This is a genomic window from Enterobacter sp. RHBSTW-00975, assembly GCF_013615235.1.
GTDB lineage: Bacteria > Pseudomonadota > Gammaproteobacteria > Enterobacterales > Enterobacteriaceae > Enterobacter > Enterobacter ludwigii.
Window position 1 is genome coordinate 1,794,383 of the sequence record NZ_CP055883.1, and the last position, 18,337, is coordinate 1,812,719.

Below are 18,337 nucleotides of genomic sequence, written 5' to 3' on the forward strand. Positions count from 1 at the left end.
ACTCACGACATTGAACTTCAAGGCGGCGTATTCTATCACGCCCCCCCACCATTGGCACCCTCTGTAAACGGCCAGTTAAATTCTCCAATCACCTCAAGCGGCAGGCGACCAGCAGACTGCCAGCAGCGGATACTCTCGGCAACCAGCGGCGAGCGCAGGTTTGGCGCATTTAGGATCTCTTCGGCAGTGACCCACAGGCAGCGATCGATATCATCGTCCTGCGGCTCTGTGGCGCACGTTTCGCTAAGCTCGACGGCAAATAAAAAGCGCAGGAACGGGGTGTGATCAGGGGCAATCCACTGGTGCATACGGATGAAGTGCTGCGGCTCCGCGTGGATACCGGTCTCTTCCCACAGTTCGCGTTTGGCGGCCTGCAGTAAGGTTTCATTGGCTTCAAGGTGCCCGGCTGGCTGGTTCCAGAGCGCCTTGCCGTTAATACTCTCTTCTACGACCAAAAACTTACCTTGCGCGTGAACCACGCAGGCGACCGTGACATGCGGTTTAAACATAGTGACTCCTTAAGGGGTAACGTCCCGCCATTCACCGTTTGCCAGTGAATCCAGGGTGTAGTTGCCCATGGCGTAGCGAATAAGTCGCAGGGTAGGGAAGCCCACGTGTGCGGTCATCCGACGAACCTGGCGATTACGGCCTTCATAAAGGGTGATCTTGAGCCAGCTCGTCGGGATGGATTTGCGCTCGCGGATCGGCGGCGTGCGTGGCCACAGCCATTCCGGCTCGCTGACGAGCTCAATACCTGCAGGCAAGGTAGGACCATCGTTTAACGTCACGCCGCGGCGTAATGTCGCCAGCGTCTCTTCATCCGGTTCACCTTCAACCTGGACGAAGTAAATCTTTCCCGTGCGTTTGCCCGGCTGAGTGAGCCTGGCCTGTAAGGCACCATCGTTGGTTAAGACCAGAAGTCCTTCGCTATCCCGGTCCAGACGGCCGGCGGCGTAGACGCCCTGAACAGGAATGTAATCCTTCAGCGTGCTGCGTCCGGCTTCGTCAGTAAACTGCGGCAAAACATCGTAGGGTTTATTGAACAAAATAACCCGCTTTGGCTGGGATTCTTGTGGTCTTCTGGCGGCTTGTCGTGAGCTGAATCGCTCAACCCGGTGTTTTGTAAAAGAAGTTTTCTTCATGGTATTTTCAGACGTTATCAATTGCCGCATTATAGCCTATTAACGAAGACCTTTCATGGCGTCGGACAATCAGGTACTATCGAAGGGCTCATTACAATTTATTAACATAAGATCAGTAACAACCAGAAGCGCTCGAAGGAGAGGTTAATGGAAAGCAAAGTAGTTGTTCCGGCGGAAGGTAAAAAGATCACCCTGCAAAACGGCAAGATTAACGTTCCTCACAATCCGATTATCCCGTTCATCGAAGGTGACGGTATCGGTGTAGACGTTACCCCGGCAATGCTGAAAGTGGTTGATGCCGCTGTTGAGAAAGCCTACAAAGGCGAGCGTAAAATTTCCTGGATGGAAATTTACACCGGTGAAAAATCTACTCAAGTTTATGGCCAGGACGTTTGGCTGCCAGCTGAAACGCTGGACCTGATCCGCGACTACCGCGTTGCTATTAAAGGCCCTCTGACAACTCCAGTCGGTGGCGGTATTCGTTCCCTGAACGTTGCGCTGCGTCAGGAGCTGGACCTGTACGTGTGTCTGCGTCCGGTTCGTTACTATCAGGGCACCCCAAGCCCGGTTAAGCACCCTGAACTGACCGACATGGTTATCTTCCGCGAAAACTCAGAAGACATTTACGCGGGCATCGAGTGGAAAGCGGACTCTGCTGACGCAGAGAAAGTGATTAAATTCCTGCGCGAAGAGATGGGCGTGAAGAAAATTCGCTTCCCTGAGCATTGCGGTATCGGTATCAAGCCTTGCTCCGAAGAAGGGACTAAACGTCTGGTGCGTGCGGCCATTGAATACGCGATCACCAACGACCGTGACTCTGTGACGCTGGTTCACAAAGGCAACATCATGAAGTTCACCGAAGGCGCATTCAAAGACTGGGGCTACCAGCTGGCGATGGAAGAGTTCGGTGGTGAGCTGATTGACGGTGGTCCATGGCAGAAGATCAAGAACCCGAACACCGGCAAAGAGATCATCATTAAAGATGTGATCGCCGATGCGTTCCTGCAGCAGATCCTGCTGCGTCCTGCTGAATATGACGTTATCGCCTGTATGAACCTGAACGGTGACTACATCTCCGACGCCCTGGCGGCGCAGGTTGGCGGTATTGGTATCGCCCCTGGTGCGAACATCGGTGACGAGTGCGCACTGTTCGAAGCGACCCACGGTACGGCACCAAAATATGCCGGCCAGGATAAAGTGAACCCAGGTTCTATCATCCTGTCTGCAGAAATGATGCTGCGTCATATGGAATGGTTCGAAGCCGCAGACCTGATCGTTAAAGGTATGGAAGGCGCGATCAACGCGAAAACCGTAACTTACGATTTCGAACGTCTGATGGAAGGCGCTAAGCTGCTGAAATGCTCAGAGTTTGGCGACGCGATTATCGCGAACATGTAATCCAGAGTCTGGGTTAAACAAGAACGGGAGCCAACTGGTTCCCGTTTTTTATTATTCGATTTCGTACGGTTATCAAAACCCCTCCTTCAATAGCATTTACCGTCCACGTTTTACCGGGCCATCATGCGCTTTCGTCGTTTGATTCGGCGATGTATACCCCAAAATTTCTTGAATATCTTAATTCCACGTCTCACTAAATTCATTGTTATGGTGTACGGCCTCATCTGGTGCCGCGATCATGAATACCTGATCTAACTTATCGGGTACGACGATTACGGTGAAACCCTCATTAATTCTGTTGTCAGCATAACTTTCTGGTGTGCGGAATATCACTCGTATTACGGGAGATAGCACAACGTGAATTAGCATCATTTTAAGTAGACGGCTGATATAAATATCCCTGTCGCAGCAAGTTGTTTAATCAAACGGTATTGCTGCGCTGGCACTGTCCGCGGTAGTGGTAAACGCCAGACAAACTGTACGAAAAAATAAAGCCGGGCAATGTCGGTTTTATTGTGTACGTAGCAAACACGCATGGTCATTCATTGCCATGTATTTTCCAATCGAGACGTAAGGATATTCTACAAATGAGTACTTTTACTGTAGTACCCGCAAATCAGTCTGCAGATAATAATGCGAAAATGATTTATCAGTGGTTGAGTGGTCTGTCCGAACGACAGGGTAAAAAGCTCATTTCAGGTATTTTTGGTGGCTATAGCAATATCGGCGGCGTCGATGCTTTTTCCCTGCAACAAGGAAAAGACCTGCAGACCCTGACCGGGAAATTCCCCGCTATTTATAGCGCTGACTATGCCCGTGGCTGGGATGCCTGTACCCCTGGAGAGGAAGCCAGTTTGATCGATTTTGGTTGTAATGCCGATCTGATCGACCACTGGAAAAAAGGCGGACTGGTTGCGATCAGTCACCATTTACCAAACCCTTGTTTTGCGGGGAATAATCCTGGTGATGGAAAGGGGGCTCTCAAGCATCCTGTGAGTAATGATGAATTTTCTGCAATCTTACAGTCTGGAACACCGTCGCGTGGGCGCTGGCTGGCAATGCTTGATAAGGTCGCTCAGGGCCTACAGCAACTGAATGAGAAAGGTGTCACCGTCTTTTATCGACCCTTGCATGAGATGAATGGCGAGTGGTTCTGGTGGGGGGCAACCGGTGAGAATACAAACGATACTGTACGTATGGATCTGTATCGACGCCTGTATCAGGATATCTTTAACTATTTCGTTAAAACGAAAGGGTTAAACAATTTACTCTGGGTCTTCTCTCCTGATGCAAACCGGGATTATAAGACATCTTATTACCCTGGCGCAGAGTATGTTGATATTACTGGCCTGGACTTGTATACAGACAATCCTGCCACTGTAAACGGTTACGATGAAATGGTGGCATTGAATAAGCCGTTTGCCTTTGCAGAAGTGGGGCCATCAACAATTAACGGCCAGTTTGATTATGCAAACTTAGTGAGTGTTATTCTTCAGAAATACCCTAAAGCAACCATGTTTATCCCCTGGAACAATGACTGGAGCCCGCTGAAAAACCTGAATGCCTCTGGTGCATACAATAATGACCGGGTAATAAATCTCGGAGAGGTATGGAACGGCAGCGTTCTGAGTTAATGTACGTTCCGGTGTCACGTTGATGCACCATATAAAATGGTTGAAGTCGCTGGCCCGATCGTTAACGCTATAGAAGATGCTAAAATGTTCAGAGTCTGGCGACGCGATCATCGCGAATATGTCATCCAGATTCTGGGTTAAACATGAACGGGGGCCAGAGGGTCCCCGTTTTTTTCCTCTGCCTGCGGGAGACTGCAAGATGTTAGCTACGATCCTTGTCGCTATTGTTGCATTAATTCATCTCTACATACTTGTGCTGGAAATGTTCCTGTGGAACACAAAAACAGGCCACAAGGCATTTAATCTCAGCCCTGATTTTGCACGCGACACCCGTGTGCTGGCCGCAAATCAGGGGTTGTATAACGGTTTTCTGGCAGCGGGACTGCTCTGGGGACTGTGGCTTGGTGAAAGCGGTGTTCCTGTGGTCTTCTTCTTTTTGACCTGCGTGTTGATTGCGGGCATTTACGGTGCCATGACCGCCAGCCGAAAAATACTCTATGTTCAGGCTTTACCGGCGCTGGCTGCATTGATTGCACTGTGGTTGCGTTGATTAACAAGGCTTTGGTCTAAGAGTGCCGTCCGATATACTCAGGCATTACCCTTAAAGGTCAGAGAAGAGACTGTTTATGCACAATGAAGTTCCACTTAAGTATTATGACATCGTCGATGAATACGCGTCGGAAGCCGCGGAGCCGGTAAGTGAGGCAGAGCGCGATCCTCTTGCCTGTTATTTCCAGTTGCTGCTCACCCGTTTATCGAACAATGAAGAGATCAGCGAGGAAGCCCAGCAAGAGATGGCGAGTGAAGCCGGCATCCGTAGCGCGCGCATTGATGATATTGCGAACTTCCTCAATCAGTGGGGAAATGAATAGTCCGCCTCAAAAACCGTTGTGCTGATGCTTTGCTAAACAGCTCAGCATCACGCTATCGGACCACATGCATTTTTTATCCGGGATGTGCGTTGAGGGTTTACCGATGAGCAGGGCGAAAATAACGATCAGGAAAAAGAGTACCAGCGGAAACAACAGAGAATTTTTCACGTTTTAACCAAATGAGAGTGTGCTTCAGGGTAATCTACGGTCTGAATGTGACGACTATATGTTTTTAGGAAAGAAATGGAAACGTCTGATCTGGAAAAACATTACCACGACACCAACGCTAAGACGCTGGCACTCTGGGAAAAGCGGGACGGTATCGGAGCGGTAAGGGAGCCGTTTTATTCTACGCAAAAGCTCGCACTGGCGACAGTTTTCCAGCCGGAAACGGCCGCGTCTGTCGACATGTTGTTTCGGGAACTGCGGGCGTTGACCCGCCACGACTCGTTAGTAGACCTCCAGCCGCCATCCGGCTTCCATTTCACCTTCGTACCCATAACGCTCCCTCTCTACGACGAGAATGCACCGTTACCGGCGAAGACGCATCAGCTTATCGACGCATGGACCCCTTTTGCCGGTCTGGGTATCACGGTTCGTGAACTCAGGCTGGTGGCATTGCCCAACCAGCTCTTGCTTGCAGGCATACCCGATACACTTGCCTTGAGGCAGCGGCAGGCGTTTTGTGAACGTCTGTTAACCACGGACTGGCAAGCGGCGTTGCGCTTACGCCATGGCAATACCCCTTTGCCAGCGCCGTTCTGGCACACTACGCTTTTGCGCTACCAGGCAGACTGTCTGCCTGAATCACTGAGGGCGTTTTTCCGTGAGCGCCGCATGCAGCGTTACGGTGAGGTTTGCGGAGAGCTAAAACTCAACGTCGTGAATTATAACTGGACGCTATGCAGAGCCGTCACGTCATCAATGTTGACACGTTAACGTGCTGGTTTTTGCTTATCGTTGTTAAGTTGCTGCGTCAGTTCACCAATGGTCAGTGATTTAGAGAAATACCATCCCTGAATCAGGGCATCAGGATACCGGTCAGCGATAAAGCGATATTGCGTTTCGCTTTCCACACCTTCAAAGACGAGCGTTTTATTCAGTCTGGCGAGGGCGTCACTAAAGATGACGAATATATTCTGTTTATAATGCTCATTAATACCATCTACCAGCGATTTATCTATTTTGATCTCATCGTATTCCAGAAGCGATATGCGGGCGAGGTTAGAGTTTTGCACTCCAAAATCGTCAATTGATATTCTCACACCCAGTGATTTTAACGCCTGACAAAACCCTTCGAGAACATCCGCAGTGGAGACCGCCTTTTCAGAGAGTTCGACTTTTATCAAGGAGAGTGGAATGCTATTCACTAAACACTCACGACACAGAATCTTAATGAATTGCCCGTCTTCAATCTCGGTTCGACCAATGTTTAATGAAATCACCAGCTGATGTTTAATCGCCAGCGAGGCGATTTCTGCCAGGGATTTTTCGATGATATTGATATAATACTTTTGATACAGGCCAATTTTCTTAATTAAGGGAATAAAGAGCTCAGGCGAGACCTCTCCATGATTGTTATCGCGCCATCTCGACAGAACTTCAACGCCCACCATTTTTTTATCCTGGATTCGAATAATGGGCTGGTAGTTAACGCTGATGGTATTGGCTTTTACCGCGTTAACCAGCGTGCGCTCCAGTGAGAACCGATCTTCATAGATGCGGAAGAAAAACAGCGTGATCGCTATCCAGATGAAAGCCAGAATTGCCGTGAGAAGGGTAAACACCACCAGCGACAATGAAGCCAGCCCTGCGTTGTGATGCTTCACGATCACACACAAATCCCATACGGCGCTGCACTGCGTCAGGGTTAAGGTAAACAGATTCGAATGCAGCCAGCTCTGTTCTTTTATCACCGGGGAGGTTGAGAAAAATGTTCTGCCGAAATCTTTGGTCGTCGTACTCAGTGAATAGTTCGCCGTAATCGGCGTGAACTTATCGTAAGCATAGCGGGAGGTGAATATAATCACGTTATTATAAATTGACGCATTGCCTGTAAAAAAATCTTTTCTGGAAAACTGTGCCAGAAGAAAACCCCGTGGCGTTTTATGTAGCTCTGCAGGAAGGGCAACGGGAGTGGCGAGTTTACCCCAAAAAGCAGTACAGGCTATTTTCCCCTTTTCAATAAAACCGATATCCCCGAAATAGAGGCTATCTAACTTTATCTGCCTGTAACTATCAAGACTGGTTTTATCACAACCCTGTGTAGTAATGCTTTTGAGCGCCTGCGCCACACTTTGAGAGAGGCCTTCTGAATATTGTAAAAGGGAATGGGAAACCTCGAGCTGTTTGCTCTTTTGCTGGGCCACGATAACCGCATTAACCGCGTAGAGAGAGAGGGCGACCAGCAACGTTGAAATGATAGCAACGGCAATGATCTTTTTCATTTTCCAGTGGTCCCGTCCGCTCCCTGATTGCACAAATCTTAACACAGCCAGGGCAAGGCACAAGCCTGATAATAACGGAGGTTTATCTTATTCAGTCAGAGTAACTCATGCGGAAGTACCAGTTTTTTAAGATAAATCTTAACTAAACTTTTCACATTGCTTTAAGCAGCGCAGAGTTTGCCAGGCGATCGCCTTATACAGGTCATAAATGAGCATTTTTCTCTTAAGGAAAAAATCGTGCGCAACGTTATGCTCCCCATTCTGTGTGCCTTATTTGTGTTTCTGAGTGGCATGCTGATCATTAACTGGCAGTTGTGGCATATGGCCCGGTCAAATTATGCCGAAACCACCGCCGCAAGCACGCGTAAAATTGAGGCCATTCTTGCTGAGGCTGTCAGTGCTGCAAATACCGCAAAACGGGTCGCCGCCAAAGGGTGTACCGACACCGGACAGCGTGAACTGGGTTCGGAAGCTGCGCTGAAACCGCATCTTCGCGCCATTATGATTGAGCAGCAGGGCAGGATCGTCTGTACCTCCCTTCCCGGAAACGGCGTATTGATTGTTCGCCCGCAGACGCTGCCCAACAAAGGATTGATGCTGCTCCCCGGTAATCGCCTGGTGAACGGCATTCCGGTGTTACTTTTTCAGATGCCTGTCGCGAAAGGGCGCGTTATCGTAAGCGTTAGCGACGCGCATTTGCGGGATGTTATTGCGAGTGCAGCAAACAACACGGGACTGAGGCTGGTTGTTGGCGATAAAGCAATAGCCGGCGCGGGCGATGTGACCGGCTGGCCCCCCGTGAAGTGGGCGGGTTCCTCAACAGCATCGGCACATTTTCCGTTTAGCATGGCCTGGCAGCCTCCCGCCTTTTTCAGCCTGACGCGTTTACTGCATCAGGGATGGAGCGTGATACTGCTTATCCTTGCGTTATCTGCGGCTGTTGGCATTCTTATCCGTCGCTACAGGGGGAAAAGCAGCTCGTTTGAAGACGATCTGCGTAAAGCCATCATCCACGGCCAGATCGTTCCGTACTATCAGCCGATCGTGAATGGCGATACCGGCGGTTTGTATGGCGTGGAAGTACTGGCAAGGTGGAAGCACCCAAAATCAGGCTTTATCCCACCGGATGTTTTTATTCCGATTGCCGAGCGCAGCGGCCTGATAATTCCGCTGACCAAAAGTTTAATGGCGAAAGTGGTGACCGAGCTTAAGCCGCTTTTGCCTAAGTTGCCGGACGGATTTCACATCGGGGTGAACATCAGCGCCAGACACATCAATGCGCCTTCTTTTATCGCTGACTGCCGGGTCTTTGGAAAAGGCTTTTATGGTAAAGAGGTCAAACTGGTTCTCGAAGTGACCGAGCGTGAACCGCTGATCGATAATCCTCATCTGGTGGAAAATCTCAATGCGTTACATAACGCCGGTTTCGTTATTGCGCTTGATGACTTTGGGACCGGGTATTCCGGACTCTCCTGTCTGCACGCGCTGGCGATTGATTATATTAAAATCGATAAAAGTTTCGTGAACCGGGTATCAGAGGCGAAAGACTCTACAATCCTGCTGGACTGTGTGATTGACCTGGCGAAAAAACTCTCACTGCATATCGTGGCTGAAGGGGTAGAAACGAAGGAGCAACTGGACTATCTCAACCGTAATCAGATTACCCTGTTGCAGGGATACTATTTTGGTAAACCGGTCTCGTATAAAGAATTTATTAAAGTCATCTTATCTAAGCCGCTGGAGAAGGTCAGTCTGTAAGAGATTTTTTTCTGTGAAAGGGGCCCAGTAATAATATCTGATGCCCGTTTGCGAAAAGCGAAATATCATCAGATTTCTGTTGTATGCTTAAGTGCAATTCATTTTCCTCTTATCCTGAGCTTTGTTACAGTGACTCTAGTTGTCAGCCAGGGATGTCAGGCGTGATAAGGTGGAAGAGCTCGTGCATGTGAAAAATACTTTTTACACAACAACTATTACCGTCATCATTGTCTCATTGATCATTTCGCTGTCGCTTGCCGTCCAAATTACCACGTCCAGGCAGCAGTCAATCCAGCAAATAAACACCAGCGTTGCCAACCTGAGCCATACCTTAGACGTGTACAGCGAAGGGATCATGCGCCAAAGTGAAATGTTGATTACTTCGGTTTCCGACATAATCAAAATTTATGGCATGACCCCACAACAGGCCAAAAATATCCAGCGGATGATAAGCAATCAGGATAATCTTCTTATCCAGATAAATAATGTGGTTGTTTACGATGCGCAAGGGAATATTTTTACGGCACTGCATGAAAGTTTTTCCGGACCCCGGAAAGGGGTGGACAGGTCGTTTTTTATCTACCACAAAGAAAATAAGAGCCAGCAGATTTTTATTGGCCAGCCGGTGGTCAGCAGAACGAATGGTAAATGGGTCATAACCATTAGTCGTCGGCTGGAAACCCCTACCGGCGCGTTTAACGGTGTCGTTGTGGTTACGCTGGGTATCGAAAATTTTCTGGCGTTATACGGGCAGATCAATATTGGTCACTCAGGCGTGATCGGCTTAACAACCCAGTCAGGCGTGTTGCTGGTACGTCATCCGTTTAAAAATAATTACATTGGCGCGATTGTTTCGGATTCGCCTCTCTTCAGGACATACCTCAAGGTACAAAACGCGGGTATCGCCAGCTCTGTCTCAAGGTTTGATAAAATCGAACGCATTTATGCCTTCGAGAAGAACAAGCGCTACGGGCTCGTCACCACCGTGGCGGTCAGTACGCAAGAAGCACTCGCCCCCTGGCGCAAGCAGGCTCTCCAGCTTTCTGTACTCATTTTGGTTTTTACCGCGATACTCATTGCGGCGTCCTGTTTCCTCTATTCCGATTTATCCAGAAAAACACGGGATAACAGAGCGCTGAAGATTATTGCGTCTGAAGATGCGCTAACCGGGCTTTTCAACCGACGCATTTTTGATGAAAAAATTCTGTCAGAAATTGCGGCCTGTGCGGCCAGCGACGCCCCGATTTCGGTGTTGATTGTCGATGTGGACTACTTCAAAAAATACAACGATAACTATGGTCATCCCGAAGGGGATCGCTGTTTAACCCTGCTGGGAAATAGCCTCAGGGAGAGCCTGAACCGGGACAACCAGGTTGTGGCGCGCTATGGTGGGGAAGAGTTTGCACTGATCCTGCCAGACACGGATATCCAGGAAGCGATCCGCCTCGGTCAGACGATCATTCGCAATGTCTTTTCGCTGCATATTGAACATGCTTTCAGTCCCTTCGGGCGGGTCACGGTTAGCGTCGGGATCTCCACTGCGCGTGCCGTGGATATCGCGGGCAGCCAGCAGAACATCATTATAGCCGCTGACCAGGCGCTCTATCAGGCAAAACGTGCAGGGCGAAACCGGCACGCTTTTGTTGCGGTGTAGGCAAAAAAAAGCCCACTTTAGAGTGGGCAAGAAATACTGGAAGCAATGTGAGCAATGTCGTACTGAATATCTGAGTGTTTCACTCAACTATTCAGTGTTGAGAAAGATAATCTTTCTCAACAAAAGATGCAACCCCATATTTCTTGTGGTGCTGTTGATGAATAAACGCGCACTCTCTCACTGTGATGCTTATCACAAATTTCCTTTCTGAAATCCTGTGCTATCCTTTCTTGTGTCGTTGATTTAATGACAAAAACCATACGGAGAGGAAACTTATGGGAATTTTATCCTGGATTATCTTTGGGCTTATTGCAGGTATTCTGGCGAAGTGGATTATGCCGGGCAAAGATGGCGGTGGGTTTATCGTCACCGTAATACTGGGGATTATCGGTGCAGTGGTGGGCGGTTGGATCAGTACGCTGTTCGGCTTTGGTAAGGTCGATGGCTTTAACTTCGGCAGCTTCGCTGTCGCGGTGATCGGTGCGTTGGTTGTTCTGTTTATCTACAGAAAAATCAAAAGCTAAGCCTGATAAATGTTGAAAAAGGCTGCCATATGGCGGCCTTTTTACGTGGTGGGTTTACCACCAGCCTAGCTGCGAGCCTGCAACAGCCACGATTGCCACGATCAGCATAATGAGGGTTGTTTTTCTCATTTATGCCCCCGGAGCAGCGTAACCACCGACAAAAAACCAGGCCAAAAACACTACCGCCGTTATAAAAATAACGACCGGGAAGAGGATCCCTATTCTCATACCATCACCTGTTTCGGTTTTTATAACGTCGTAGAGTGTACGGGGTTAATCCATCGCGAGAAAGCGCGTTTTGCTTTTTCCTTTCTTATGCTGATACATCGCGACATCAGCCGCGCGTAACGCACTGTCCGGATCGGTCACGGTGGGGTCAACTTCAATCACACCGAAGCTGGCGCCAGGATAAATAATGTTCACGCTCCCCAGCCAGTATTCTCCTGCAATACGGGCGTCGAGGCGCGTTTTAAGCAGGTTAATCTGTGTGTTCTCACCTGTACTGTTGGTTTGGCTAAGCGAGGCCACCAGAAACTCATCACCGCCCAGCCGGCCGATTATCTCGTCCGCCTGTTTTTCTTCAGTCAGACGTTTACCCACTTCAATCAGGAACCGATCGCCTGATTCATGCCCGTAACGGTCGTTAATCAGCTTGAAATCATCAAGGTCGATAAACGCGATGATGGCGTTGCGTTTAAGGTGCTTTGCCAGCGAAAACAGGGTCGTCAGCTCTTCGAAGATGGCGCGGCGGTTTGGTAATCCGGTAAGGGCATCGGTATAAGAGTGCGCAATGAGTGCTGCATTGGCTTCCCGAAGCTGGATCACCAGCGACTCTTTCTGAATATACTGGGCAATCAACCCGGCGAATAATTTCAAAACTTGTTCACCGCGATCGCTGGGATGTTTCTTTTCCGTGCTGGTGGCGCAGAGCGTGCCATAGAGTGAACCATCCGCAAGGTGAATGGGGATACTCATGTAGGTTGTAATGCCAAGGGCTTTCGCGGCATCGCAATCCGGCCAGCGCTCAGCCACCTCGTTACTGAACAACGTACCACTCTCGATGGCGCGCTTACACAACGTGTCGCCCCACGGAACGCTCAGCCCCTCAGGGATCTGCATCTGCTTGCTGTTGCGGGCGTAGAGGATATGCTGCAGCCGCGCATTGATATCGACCTTCGTCAGGTAGGTGGACTCCATTTCAGTCACAATCTCCAGCATCTCCAGCAGCTGGCGAACGAGACTTTCAAGGGACTGCTCAGTGGCGAGCGTTTCTGAAACACGGGCAAGGATAATATCCGACATGACGTAGGCTCACTCCCATGCAGAAGACGTCTGCATCTGCATGTTATGCTGAATTTTTCGACTTCGGGCATAGTAAAACATGAATATAAAAATTTTAATATTCATCACAGGGGAGCGGGGGAGAAAAAAAGCCCCGATGTTGAGACCGGGGCAAAGACATCTTGATTACGGAATGATGTTCTCTGGTCATTGAGAACACGTGCCACTGTAGTGTGGAAAAGTGCAGTTAAGATGGAGAAATCGTGGAGAAAGCGGCGATGACCCGTTACCCTTAAAGTCTGATGAAGTTAAAAGGATCAATGAGATGAGATTACTGCTTCTGGCACTGGCGTTACCGCTGGCTGCCTGTACCTCCAAAACATCCCCGCCTGATGCCCCGAAACCGCCCCATGTTATCGGGATGGCTAATCCCGCCTCCGTCTACTGCCTGAATAAAGGCGGGGAACAGGTCCCGGTTCAGAGCCCGCAAGGGGTTCGCACGGAGTGCAAGTTGCCTGGCGGCGAAGTAATCGATGAATGGGCGCTTTATCGTCGCGATCATCCGCAACCTGCCAGGTGACAGCGGGACAGTGGCTGCGGTACACTTCTCTTTAGGATTATTCTTAGCCTTTCGATGGCTACCGTTATCGTGAGAGAAGTATGTTTCAGCTTAAACCGGGCAGCATGGCGATGATCATCGGTGCCCGCACGGCGTCCGGCCGTCGTAATATTGGTAAATCTGTTGAACTGTTTGGGCTGTGTCAGCCCGGCCAGCGTTTCGTTAATCCGGTCAATGGCGTCATGACGCAGCTACCCACCACCTCGGATCGCGCGCTTTGGCTGGTGACCGGTGATGTCTTCGCGTTTGACAATCAGCACGGCTTTGCGTTTATTCGCGCCGAACATCTGATGCCGCTTACCCCGGATACGGCGCCGCAAATCCTTGATGAACTGATGATCGACTGACTAGACATTACGCAGCCAGTCGGCTAACACCAGGGCGTGATTGTGTTCCTTATCTTTCGCGCCATAGAGAAGGGTTAAGGTCTGCTTGCTGGCCAGCGCCGCAAGACGCAACCCCTCGTCCTTGTGCTGCGCCAGCTCTTCCCGGTACGCCTTGCTGAAGGCGTTGAAATCAAGGGTTTCGCTATGAAAAGCCTTGCGTAAATCGTTGGACGGGGTGAGTGTTTTACACCATTCATCATACGCGAGATCGGTTTTCTTCACGCCACGCGGCCAGAGTCTGTCTACCAGCACCCGATAACCATCGTCCGGGCTTGCCTGTTCGTATACGCGTTTACACTGGATCATCTTTTCTCCTCAGGTGCGGCAAAACGTTCTGCGTATTACTCTAGCACTTTGTCTTTACCCACCCAATTTAAGGTATTGTGATAATTGCAGAAGATCGGTAGTCTGAGGTTCCTTATGTTATCTGCTAATACTCAGGCATAAGGAACCTTTCATGGAACACCTCCCGGCTAAAACCACACTGCGCATTGCGCTGGTTGGCGATTACAATCCCGATGTTATTGCGCACCAGGCGATCCCGCTGGCAATTGACGACGCCGCTGCCGTTCTTGACCTCACCGCTGATTATGACTGGCTCGCGACCACGGAACTGACCAGCCCGGAAGATCTGGTGGGTTATGACGCTATCTGGCTGGTTCCTGCAAGCCCGTACAAAAACACGGCGGCGGCCTTTATCGCTGCACGCTACGCACGCGAAAACAGTATTCCCTTCCTCGGTACCTGCGGCGGGTTCCAGCATGCGCTGATTGAGTACGCCCGTAATGTGCTGGGCTGGCACGATGCGGCGCACGCCGAAACGGATACCGAAGGCACAATGGTGATTGCGCCATTAACCTGCTCGCTGGTGGAAAAAACCGATGCAATTGAGCTGCGCAACAATACGCTCATCGCCAAAGCCTATGGCAAACCGGAAATCGTGGAGGGATATCACTGCAATTACGGTGTGTCGCCGGAATTTGCACGGGAGCTGGAGAGCGGTGAAATGCGCGTCACCGGCTGGGACGAGCAGGGTGAAATTCGCGCCGCGGAGCTACTGACCCATCCGTTCTTCGTGATCACCTTATTCCAGCATGAACGTGCCGCGCTGGAAGGTCGACCGGTGGTGCTGGTACAGGCAATGCTGCGCGCGGCGCGCGGATAAAAAAGGCAGACCTGGTGGTCTGCCATTCTACTAACGGGGCGTGACCTCCCGGTCACGCCCGGCAAGCATACCACAAACGGCCATGATCACGGCGGCCAGTGCACAGGCCAGAAGCGGATACCGCCAGTCACCGGCAGCATCGTGAATTTTGCCCATCAACGGCGGGCCACAGGCGGCCAGCAGATAGCCAACCGACTGTGCCATGCCGGACAAGGCCGCGGCCTGATGGGCAGAGCTGGCGCGCAGCCCGATGAAGGTCAGGCCAAGGATCATCGTTGCCCCGGTACCAAAACCAAAAACCAGCGTCCACATGACCGCCATTCCCGGCGCAAACCACAAACCTGCTGCGCTTATCGCGCACAACAGCGCCACGATGCCGGCGATTGCTCGCTGATCCTTCAGACGATGGAGGATTAGCGGGACAGCGAGACCCGGCACGGCGGTGGCCAGCTGTAAGAGTCCGTGCACAGAACCCGCCTGGGCTTCGCTATACCCGTGGCTGAGCAGGATCGCCGGTAGCCAGCCGATGATGACATAGTAAATCAGCGAGTTAATCCCCAGAAAAAGGGTGACCTGCCAGGCGAGGGCAGAGCGCCAGATGGCGCGGTTATGTAACGCGCCTGCACCGGTCACCGTCGCAACGTGTTTCTGACGCCACTGTGGCAGCCAGAGCAGTAGTGCAGCCAGCGGAAAGGCCATCAGCATTAGCAGGGCGCCATGCCAGCCGGCTTCCCCCTGCGCCAGCGGAACAATCAGTGCGGAGCCTAACGCCGCGGAGATCCCCATCGTCAGGGAATACGCGCCGGTGAGTCTGGCAACCTGTCCCGGGAAGTCACGTTTAATTAACCCAGGCAACAGCACATTGCCCAGTGCGATACCGCAGCCAATCACCGCCGTACCGATGAAAAGCAGGGGGGCGGAAGGCAGGGAGCGCACAGCAATGCCGACGCAAATCAGCAGCAGGGCGATAAACAGGCTGCGCTCCATGCCGATACGCCGGGCAACACCTGCGGCGAGCGGGGAGATAAGGGCGAAAGCCAGCAGAGGCAGGGTGGTCAGCAGACCGGTTTGCGCCGTACTCAAGCCATAATCGAGACGAATGGTATCGAGCAGCGGTGCTGCTCCGGTAAAAGTGACGCGAAGCGTAGTGGCAATCATCAGGATACCTGCGATCAGCAGCGCGCCCTGTTTTCCTGAAACCCGAATTGCAGTAGTCATTGTGTTCTCATACGTTCAAGCGAGCGCACACAATACCGATTTTCTCCACGGTTGAAATCAGGCTAAAATGACAGTTTATCGCTAATATCGGACAACCTGATGATTGGTCTCGGACTGGACGGCTACGATCCCGATAGCCAGCATGATGCGGCTGTCGCGTTTCGCATCCGCGTGGTGGCGGAGGAACAATACATTCCGCGACACCAACATCGTAAGGGACAGCTGATTCTGGCGCTGGGGGGAGCCATTACCTGCGAAGTGGAAAACGCCATGCTGATGGTACCGCCCCAATATGCCGTGTGGATCCCTGGCCAGATGCCGCACAGCAATAAGGCCACGCCGGGTGCCCAGCTTTGCTTTTTGTTTATTGAACCCGGAGCGGTAAGTTTGCCCGATCGCTGCTGCACCCTGAAGATCTCCCCTCTGGTGCGGGAACTGATCTTATCGCTGGCGGAAAAATCACGTGAAGCGCTTTCGCTTGCTGCCACATCGCGTCTGGTGGATGTTCTTTTTGACGAGCTACCGCTGCAGCGTCAGGAACATTTGCAACTGCCCGTTTCGCCTCATCCAAAAATCCGGCTGATGAGCGAGAAGATGGCGGAAGAGCCTGCTGCCTGGCAGACGCTGGCGCAATGGGCGAGCCACTTCGCCATGAGTGAGCGCAATCTGGCGCGCCTGGTGGTAAAAGAGACGGGCCTGAGCTTTCGCCGCTGGCGGCATCAGCTGCAGCTTATTGTGGCGTTACAGCTGTTGATTGGGGGTAAGTCGGTACAGCAGGTGGCACAGTCGCTGGGGTACGACTCCACCACCGCGTTTATCACGATGTTTAAGAAGGGGCTGGGGCAGACGCCAGCGCGCTATATTGCCAGCCTGACTATGACTTCCCGATAAACAGTGAGACCAGCCCGGCCGCAATCAGCGGGCCCACCGGGACGCCACGAAAGAGCGCCACACCGAGCACGGTTCCCACCAGCAGACCGGCTACCAGCGAGGGCTGGCTGCTCATCAGCGTAACGCCACGCCCGCCCAGCCACGAGACAAAAACGCCTACCGCTATCGCTATCAGCGATTTCCAGTTCACAAACGAGTGCAGCAGCGTCGAGGCAGGCAGCGTACCGCTGGCGATAGGTGCCATCACCCCAATGGTCAGAATGATGATCCCGATGGTGAGACCTTGTTTTTCTATCCACGGGAAAAAGGTGTTTAACGGGGTCACGCGCACAATGATCAGCACCAGAATTGAGATAGCGACGGTGGTGTTATGGCTGACAAAGCCAAGCGCAGCGAGGGCCAGAAGAATGAGCAGAGTCGGGTCAAACATAAGGAATCCTTGCCAAAAGAGTAAGCCTGCTTACTTTACGCGGAAACACGGCTGAAGACAGTTTTTAAAAAGATTTTACTGCTGTCATAACCCTGTCATTTACGGGGGATAAAACAGGGGCAGGCATCGAAAAAGGGTCGCAAAAATGTACGATCACATGTTTGTCGAAACGCTGATCATCTCTTCATCGTTTTTCGCTGTTGCCATTATCCTGGTCGCGTCAGTTATTTTTCTGGAAAAAAAAGGCTGACGTGATGCCAGCCTACACGATTACGCTTTATGGAACGTCACCAGCTCAGGACGGGCGATACGCAAATAATCCTGCGTATCCATAATCACGGATTTTTCCAGCAGACCGGCGTTAAACGCGATTTCATCAAAACGCTCAAACAGGAGCGGGTCGGCCACCAGTGCCAGATCGGGATGGAAGCTAAAAGGCGGAATGGCGCCAAAAACGCAGGCGGTCAGGGTATCGACTTCGGCAGGGCTTGCGAGAGACGCTTTTATCCCCCCAAAATGGCTGGCAAGCTGGCTTAAATCGGCCTGCAGATCGGCGGCGAGGATCGCCAGAACGTGTTTTTTAACGCCGTTTCCCTTCACCTTACAGACCAGTGCTTTTGCCCCTTGCCCCAGATCGGTTCCGCGGATCTCACTCACCGCTTCACATTTCCCCACGGCGTCATGCTCCATGACGCGAAATCGTGCGCCCTGCTGGGTTAACAACGTAATGAGTTGCTGGTGGGTTGTTGTTCCCTTAACGTCATCAGACATAGCGATTTACCTGTTAAATACCAATACGCAGCGTTTAACCTTAGCACAGAATATTTCGCCGTTGGTATAGACGTTGCTGTTGGGCGATTGTTTTTCCCGCTGATTAAGTGTCGGCATCAGAAGAGATTATATCCAGCTGCAATGTGC

General features: G+C 51.2%; 22 protein-coding genes. 13 read left to right on the top strand and 9 right to left on the bottom strand.

Going from position 1 to position 18,337, the window contains the following annotated elements:
- Positions 1 to 35 precede the first annotated feature (35 nt).
- Both HV340_RS08610 and rluE read right to left on the bottom strand, forming a co-directional pair.
- Positions 36 to 509, bottom strand: coding sequence for an NUDIX hydrolase (locus tag HV340_RS08610; protein WP_020884456.1), 474 nt, complete (start codon positions 507 to 509; stop codon positions 36 to 38).
- 9 nt (positions 510 to 518) lie between these two features.
- On the bottom strand, positions 519 to 1,172 hold the full coding sequence (rluE, locus tag HV340_RS08615) for a 23S rRNA pseudouridine(2457) synthase RluE (RefSeq protein ID WP_032681233.1): 654 nt from the start codon (positions 1,170 to 1,172) through the stop codon (positions 519 to 521).
- Positions 1,173 to 1,289: 117 nt separating this feature from the next.
- Here rluE and icd point away from each other — a divergent pair, with 117 nt between their 5' ends.
- From icd to HV340_RS08640, 5 genes are all read left to right on the top strand, one after another.
- Complete coding sequence (icd, locus tag HV340_RS08620; RefSeq protein WP_014169617.1) at positions 1,290 to 2,540, top strand: NADP-dependent isocitrate dehydrogenase; 1,251 nt, start codon at positions 1,290 to 1,292, stop codon at positions 2,538 to 2,540.
- Positions 2,541 to 3,127: 587 nt separating this feature from the next.
- Positions 3,128 to 4,174 (top strand): glycosyl hydrolase, encoded by a 1,047-nt coding sequence (locus HV340_RS08625; protein WP_059305426.1) that lies wholly within the window; start codon positions 3,128 to 3,130, stop codon positions 4,172 to 4,174.
- 199 nt (positions 4,175 to 4,373) lie between these two features.
- A complete protein-coding gene (locus tag HV340_RS08630; protein WP_020884453.1) occupies positions 4,374 to 4,724 on the top strand; it encodes a DUF1304 domain-containing protein in 351 nt (116 codons plus the stop codon).
- A 76-nt stretch (positions 4,725 to 4,800) separates the two neighbouring features.
- Positions 4,801 to 5,046, top strand: coding sequence for a YmjA family protein (locus tag HV340_RS08635; protein WP_063925082.1), 246 nt, complete (start codon positions 4,801 to 4,803; stop codon positions 5,044 to 5,046).
- 243 nt (positions 5,047 to 5,289) lie between these two features.
- Positions 5,290 to 5,985 carry a hypothetical protein gene (locus tag HV340_RS08640; RefSeq protein WP_181216443.1) on the top strand — a complete coding sequence of 232 codons (696 nt, stop codon included), beginning with the start codon at positions 5,290 to 5,292 and terminating at the stop codon, positions 5,983 to 5,985.
- Here the strand turns inward: HV340_RS08640 and HV340_RS08645 are convergent.
- A complete protein-coding gene (locus tag HV340_RS08645) occupies positions 5,982 to 7,493 on the bottom strand; it encodes a cyclic diguanylate phosphodiesterase (RefSeq protein WP_063925080.1) in 1,512 nt (503 codons plus the stop codon). The genes HV340_RS08640 and HV340_RS08645 overlap by 4 nt on opposite strands.
- Before the next feature lie 237 nt (positions 7,494 to 7,730).
- Here HV340_RS08645 and HV340_RS08650 point away from each other — a divergent pair, with 237 nt between their 5' ends.
- The 3 genes from HV340_RS08650 to HV340_RS08660 all read left to right on the top strand — a co-directional run bounded on the left by HV340_RS08650 (position 7,731) and on the right by HV340_RS08660 (position 11,429).
- On the top strand, positions 7,731 to 9,251 hold the full coding sequence (locus HV340_RS08650; protein ID WP_080472760.1) for a cyclic diguanylate phosphodiesterase: 1,521 nt from the start codon (positions 7,731 to 7,733) through the stop codon (positions 9,249 to 9,251).
- A gap of 181 nt (positions 9,252 to 9,432) precedes the next feature.
- Positions 9,433 to 10,905, top strand: coding sequence for a sensor domain-containing diguanylate cyclase (locus HV340_RS08655; protein ID WP_063925462.1), 1,473 nt, complete (start codon positions 9,433 to 9,435; stop codon positions 10,903 to 10,905).
- Positions 10,906 to 11,180: 275 nt separating this feature from the next.
- Complete coding sequence (locus HV340_RS08660; RefSeq protein WP_006174788.1) at positions 11,181 to 11,429, top strand: GlsB/YeaQ/YmgE family stress response membrane protein; 249 nt, start codon at positions 11,181 to 11,183, stop codon at positions 11,427 to 11,429.
- A gap of 129 nt (positions 11,430 to 11,558) precedes the next feature.
- Here HV340_RS08660 and HV340_RS08670 read toward each other — a convergent pair whose 3' ends face one another.
- Together HV340_RS08670 and HV340_RS08675 are read right to left on the bottom strand one after the other, a co-directional pair.
- Positions 11,559 to 11,657 (bottom strand): YoaK family small membrane protein, encoded by a 99-nt coding sequence (locus tag HV340_RS08670; RefSeq protein WP_014883431.1) that lies wholly within the window; start codon positions 11,655 to 11,657, stop codon positions 11,559 to 11,561.
- Positions 11,658 to 11,702: 45 nt separating this feature from the next.
- Positions 11,703 to 12,731, bottom strand: a complete 1,029-nt coding sequence (locus HV340_RS08675; RefSeq protein ID WP_020884448.1) for a sensor domain-containing diguanylate cyclase — start codon at positions 12,729 to 12,731, stop codon at positions 11,703 to 11,705.
- A gap of 304 nt (positions 12,732 to 13,035) precedes the next feature.
- On the opposite strand from HV340_RS08675, the gene HV340_RS08680 reads away from it, so the two are divergent.
- Both HV340_RS08680 and HV340_RS08685 read left to right on the top strand, forming a co-directional pair.
- A complete protein-coding gene (locus HV340_RS08680; RefSeq protein ID WP_020884447.1) occupies positions 13,036 to 13,290 on the top strand; it encodes a DUF333 domain-containing protein in 255 nt (84 codons plus the stop codon).
- Positions 13,291 to 13,370: 80 nt separating this feature from the next.
- Positions 13,371 to 13,676, top strand: a complete 306-nt coding sequence (locus HV340_RS08685; protein ID WP_020884446.1) for a hypothetical protein — start codon at positions 13,371 to 13,373, stop codon at positions 13,674 to 13,676.
- Here the strand turns inward: HV340_RS08685 and HV340_RS08690 are convergent, their stop codons facing one another.
- Complete coding sequence (locus tag HV340_RS08690) at positions 13,677 to 14,021, bottom strand: DUF488 domain-containing protein (RefSeq protein WP_014169629.1); 345 nt, start codon at positions 14,019 to 14,021, stop codon at positions 13,677 to 13,679. It abuts the gene before it with no gap.
- A gap of 151 nt (positions 14,022 to 14,172) precedes the next feature.
- Between HV340_RS08690 and HV340_RS08695 the strand changes: the two genes are divergently transcribed.
- The gene (locus HV340_RS08695) at positions 14,173 to 14,880 is read left to right on the top strand and encodes a CTP synthase (RefSeq protein WP_014169630.1); all 708 of its coding nucleotides are present in this window, start codon (positions 14,173 to 14,175) and stop codon (positions 14,878 to 14,880) included.
- Between the two features lie 30 nt (positions 14,881 to 14,910).
- Here the strand turns inward: HV340_RS08695 and HV340_RS08700 are convergent, their stop codons facing one another.
- Positions 14,911 to 16,098, bottom strand: a complete 1,188-nt coding sequence (locus HV340_RS08700; RefSeq protein WP_126547656.1) for a CynX/NimT family MFS transporter — start codon at positions 16,096 to 16,098, stop codon at positions 14,911 to 14,913.
- A 99-nt stretch (positions 16,099 to 16,197) separates the two neighbouring features.
- Here HV340_RS08700 and HV340_RS08705 point away from each other — a divergent pair, with 99 nt between their 5' ends.
- Positions 16,198 to 16,989: a helix-turn-helix transcriptional regulator gene (locus HV340_RS08705; RefSeq protein ID WP_020884444.1), complete on the top strand. Its 792-nt coding sequence runs from the start codon at positions 16,198 to 16,200 to the stop codon at positions 16,987 to 16,989.
- Here HV340_RS08705 and HV340_RS08710 read toward each other — a convergent pair.
- Positions 16,973 to 17,419 carry a DUF441 domain-containing protein gene (locus HV340_RS08710; RefSeq protein ID WP_014169633.1) on the bottom strand — a complete coding sequence of 149 codons (447 nt, stop codon included), beginning with the start codon at positions 17,417 to 17,419 and terminating at the stop codon, positions 16,973 to 16,975. The two genes, HV340_RS08705 and HV340_RS08710, sit on opposite strands and share 17 nt — an antisense overlap.
- Before the next feature lie 145 nt (positions 17,420 to 17,564).
- Between HV340_RS08710 and yoaI the strand changes: the two genes are divergently transcribed.
- Complete coding sequence (gene yoaI / locus HV340_RS24435) at positions 17,565 to 17,669, top strand: small membrane protein YoaI (RefSeq protein ID WP_014169634.1); 105 nt, start codon at positions 17,565 to 17,567, stop codon at positions 17,667 to 17,669.
- 20 nt (positions 17,670 to 17,689) lie between these two features.
- On the opposite strand, the gene HV340_RS08715 is transcribed toward yoaI, so the two are convergent.
- The gene (locus HV340_RS08715; protein ID WP_014169635.1) at positions 17,690 to 18,190 is read right to left on the bottom strand and encodes a YbaK/prolyl-tRNA synthetase associated domain-containing protein; all 501 of its coding nucleotides are present in this window, start codon (positions 18,188 to 18,190) and stop codon (positions 17,690 to 17,692) included.
- Positions 18,191 to 18,337 lie beyond the last annotated feature (147 nt).

Excerpts from the sequence above, each read along its gene's own strand:
- HV340_RS08610 (WP_020884456.1), bottom strand. The coding sequence starts at position 509 with ATGTTTAAACCGCATGTCACGGTCGCCTGCGTGGTTCACGCGCAAGGT.
- rluE (WP_032681233.1), bottom strand. The coding sequence starts at position 1,172 with ATGCGGCAATTGATAACGTCTGAAAATACCATGAAGAAAACTTCTTTT.
- icd (WP_014169617.1), top strand. The coding sequence starts at position 1,290 with ATGGAAAGCAAAGTAGTTGTTCCGGCGGAAGGTAAAAAGATCACCCTG.
- HV340_RS08625 (WP_059305426.1), top strand. The coding sequence starts at position 3,128 with ATGAGTACTTTTACTGTAGTACCCGCAAATCAGTCTGCAGATAATAAT.
- HV340_RS08630 (WP_020884453.1), top strand. The coding sequence starts at position 4,374 with ATGTTAGCTACGATCCTTGTCGCTATTGTTGCATTAATTCATCTCTAC.
- HV340_RS08635 (WP_063925082.1), top strand. The coding sequence starts at position 4,801 with ATGCACAATGAAGTTCCACTTAAGTATTATGACATCGTCGATGAATAC.
- HV340_RS08640 (WP_181216443.1), top strand. The coding sequence starts at position 5,290 with ATGGAAACGTCTGATCTGGAAAAACATTACCACGACACCAACGCTAAG.
- HV340_RS08645 (WP_063925080.1), bottom strand. The coding sequence starts at position 7,493 with ATGAAAAAGATCATTGCCGTTGCTATCATTTCAACGTTGCTGGTCGCC.
- HV340_RS08660 (WP_006174788.1), top strand. The coding sequence starts at position 11,181 with ATGGGAATTTTATCCTGGATTATCTTTGGGCTTATTGCAGGTATTCTG.
- HV340_RS08670 (WP_014883431.1), bottom strand. The coding sequence starts at position 11,657 with ATGAGAATAGGGATCCTCTTCCCGGTCGTTATTTTTATAACGGCGGTA.
- HV340_RS08675 (WP_020884448.1), bottom strand. The coding sequence starts at position 12,731 with ATGTCGGATATTATCCTTGCCCGTGTTTCAGAAACGCTCGCCACTGAG.
- HV340_RS08680 (WP_020884447.1), top strand. The coding sequence starts at position 13,036 with ATGAGATTACTGCTTCTGGCACTGGCGTTACCGCTGGCTGCCTGTACC.
- HV340_RS08685 (WP_020884446.1), top strand. The coding sequence starts at position 13,371 with ATGTTTCAGCTTAAACCGGGCAGCATGGCGATGATCATCGGTGCCCGC.
- HV340_RS08690 (WP_014169629.1), bottom strand. The coding sequence starts at position 14,021 with ATGATCCAGTGTAAACGCGTATACGAACAGGCAAGCCCGGACGATGGT.
- HV340_RS08695 (WP_014169630.1), top strand. The coding sequence starts at position 14,173 with ATGGAACACCTCCCGGCTAAAACCACACTGCGCATTGCGCTGGTTGGC.
- HV340_RS08700 (WP_126547656.1), bottom strand. The coding sequence starts at position 16,098 with ATGACTACTGCAATTCGGGTTTCAGGAAAACAGGGCGCGCTGCTGATC.
- HV340_RS08705 (WP_020884444.1), top strand. The coding sequence starts at position 16,198 with ATGATTGGTCTCGGACTGGACGGCTACGATCCCGATAGCCAGCATGAT.
- HV340_RS08710 (WP_014169633.1), bottom strand. The coding sequence starts at position 17,419 with ATGTTTGACCCGACTCTGCTCATTCTTCTGGCCCTCGCTGCGCTTGGC.
- yoaI (WP_014169634.1), top strand. The coding sequence starts at position 17,565 with ATGTACGATCACATGTTTGTCGAAACGCTGATCATCTCTTCATCGTTT.
- HV340_RS08715 (WP_014169635.1), bottom strand. The coding sequence starts at position 18,190 with ATGTCTGATGACGTTAAGGGAACAACAACCCACCAGCAACTCATTACG.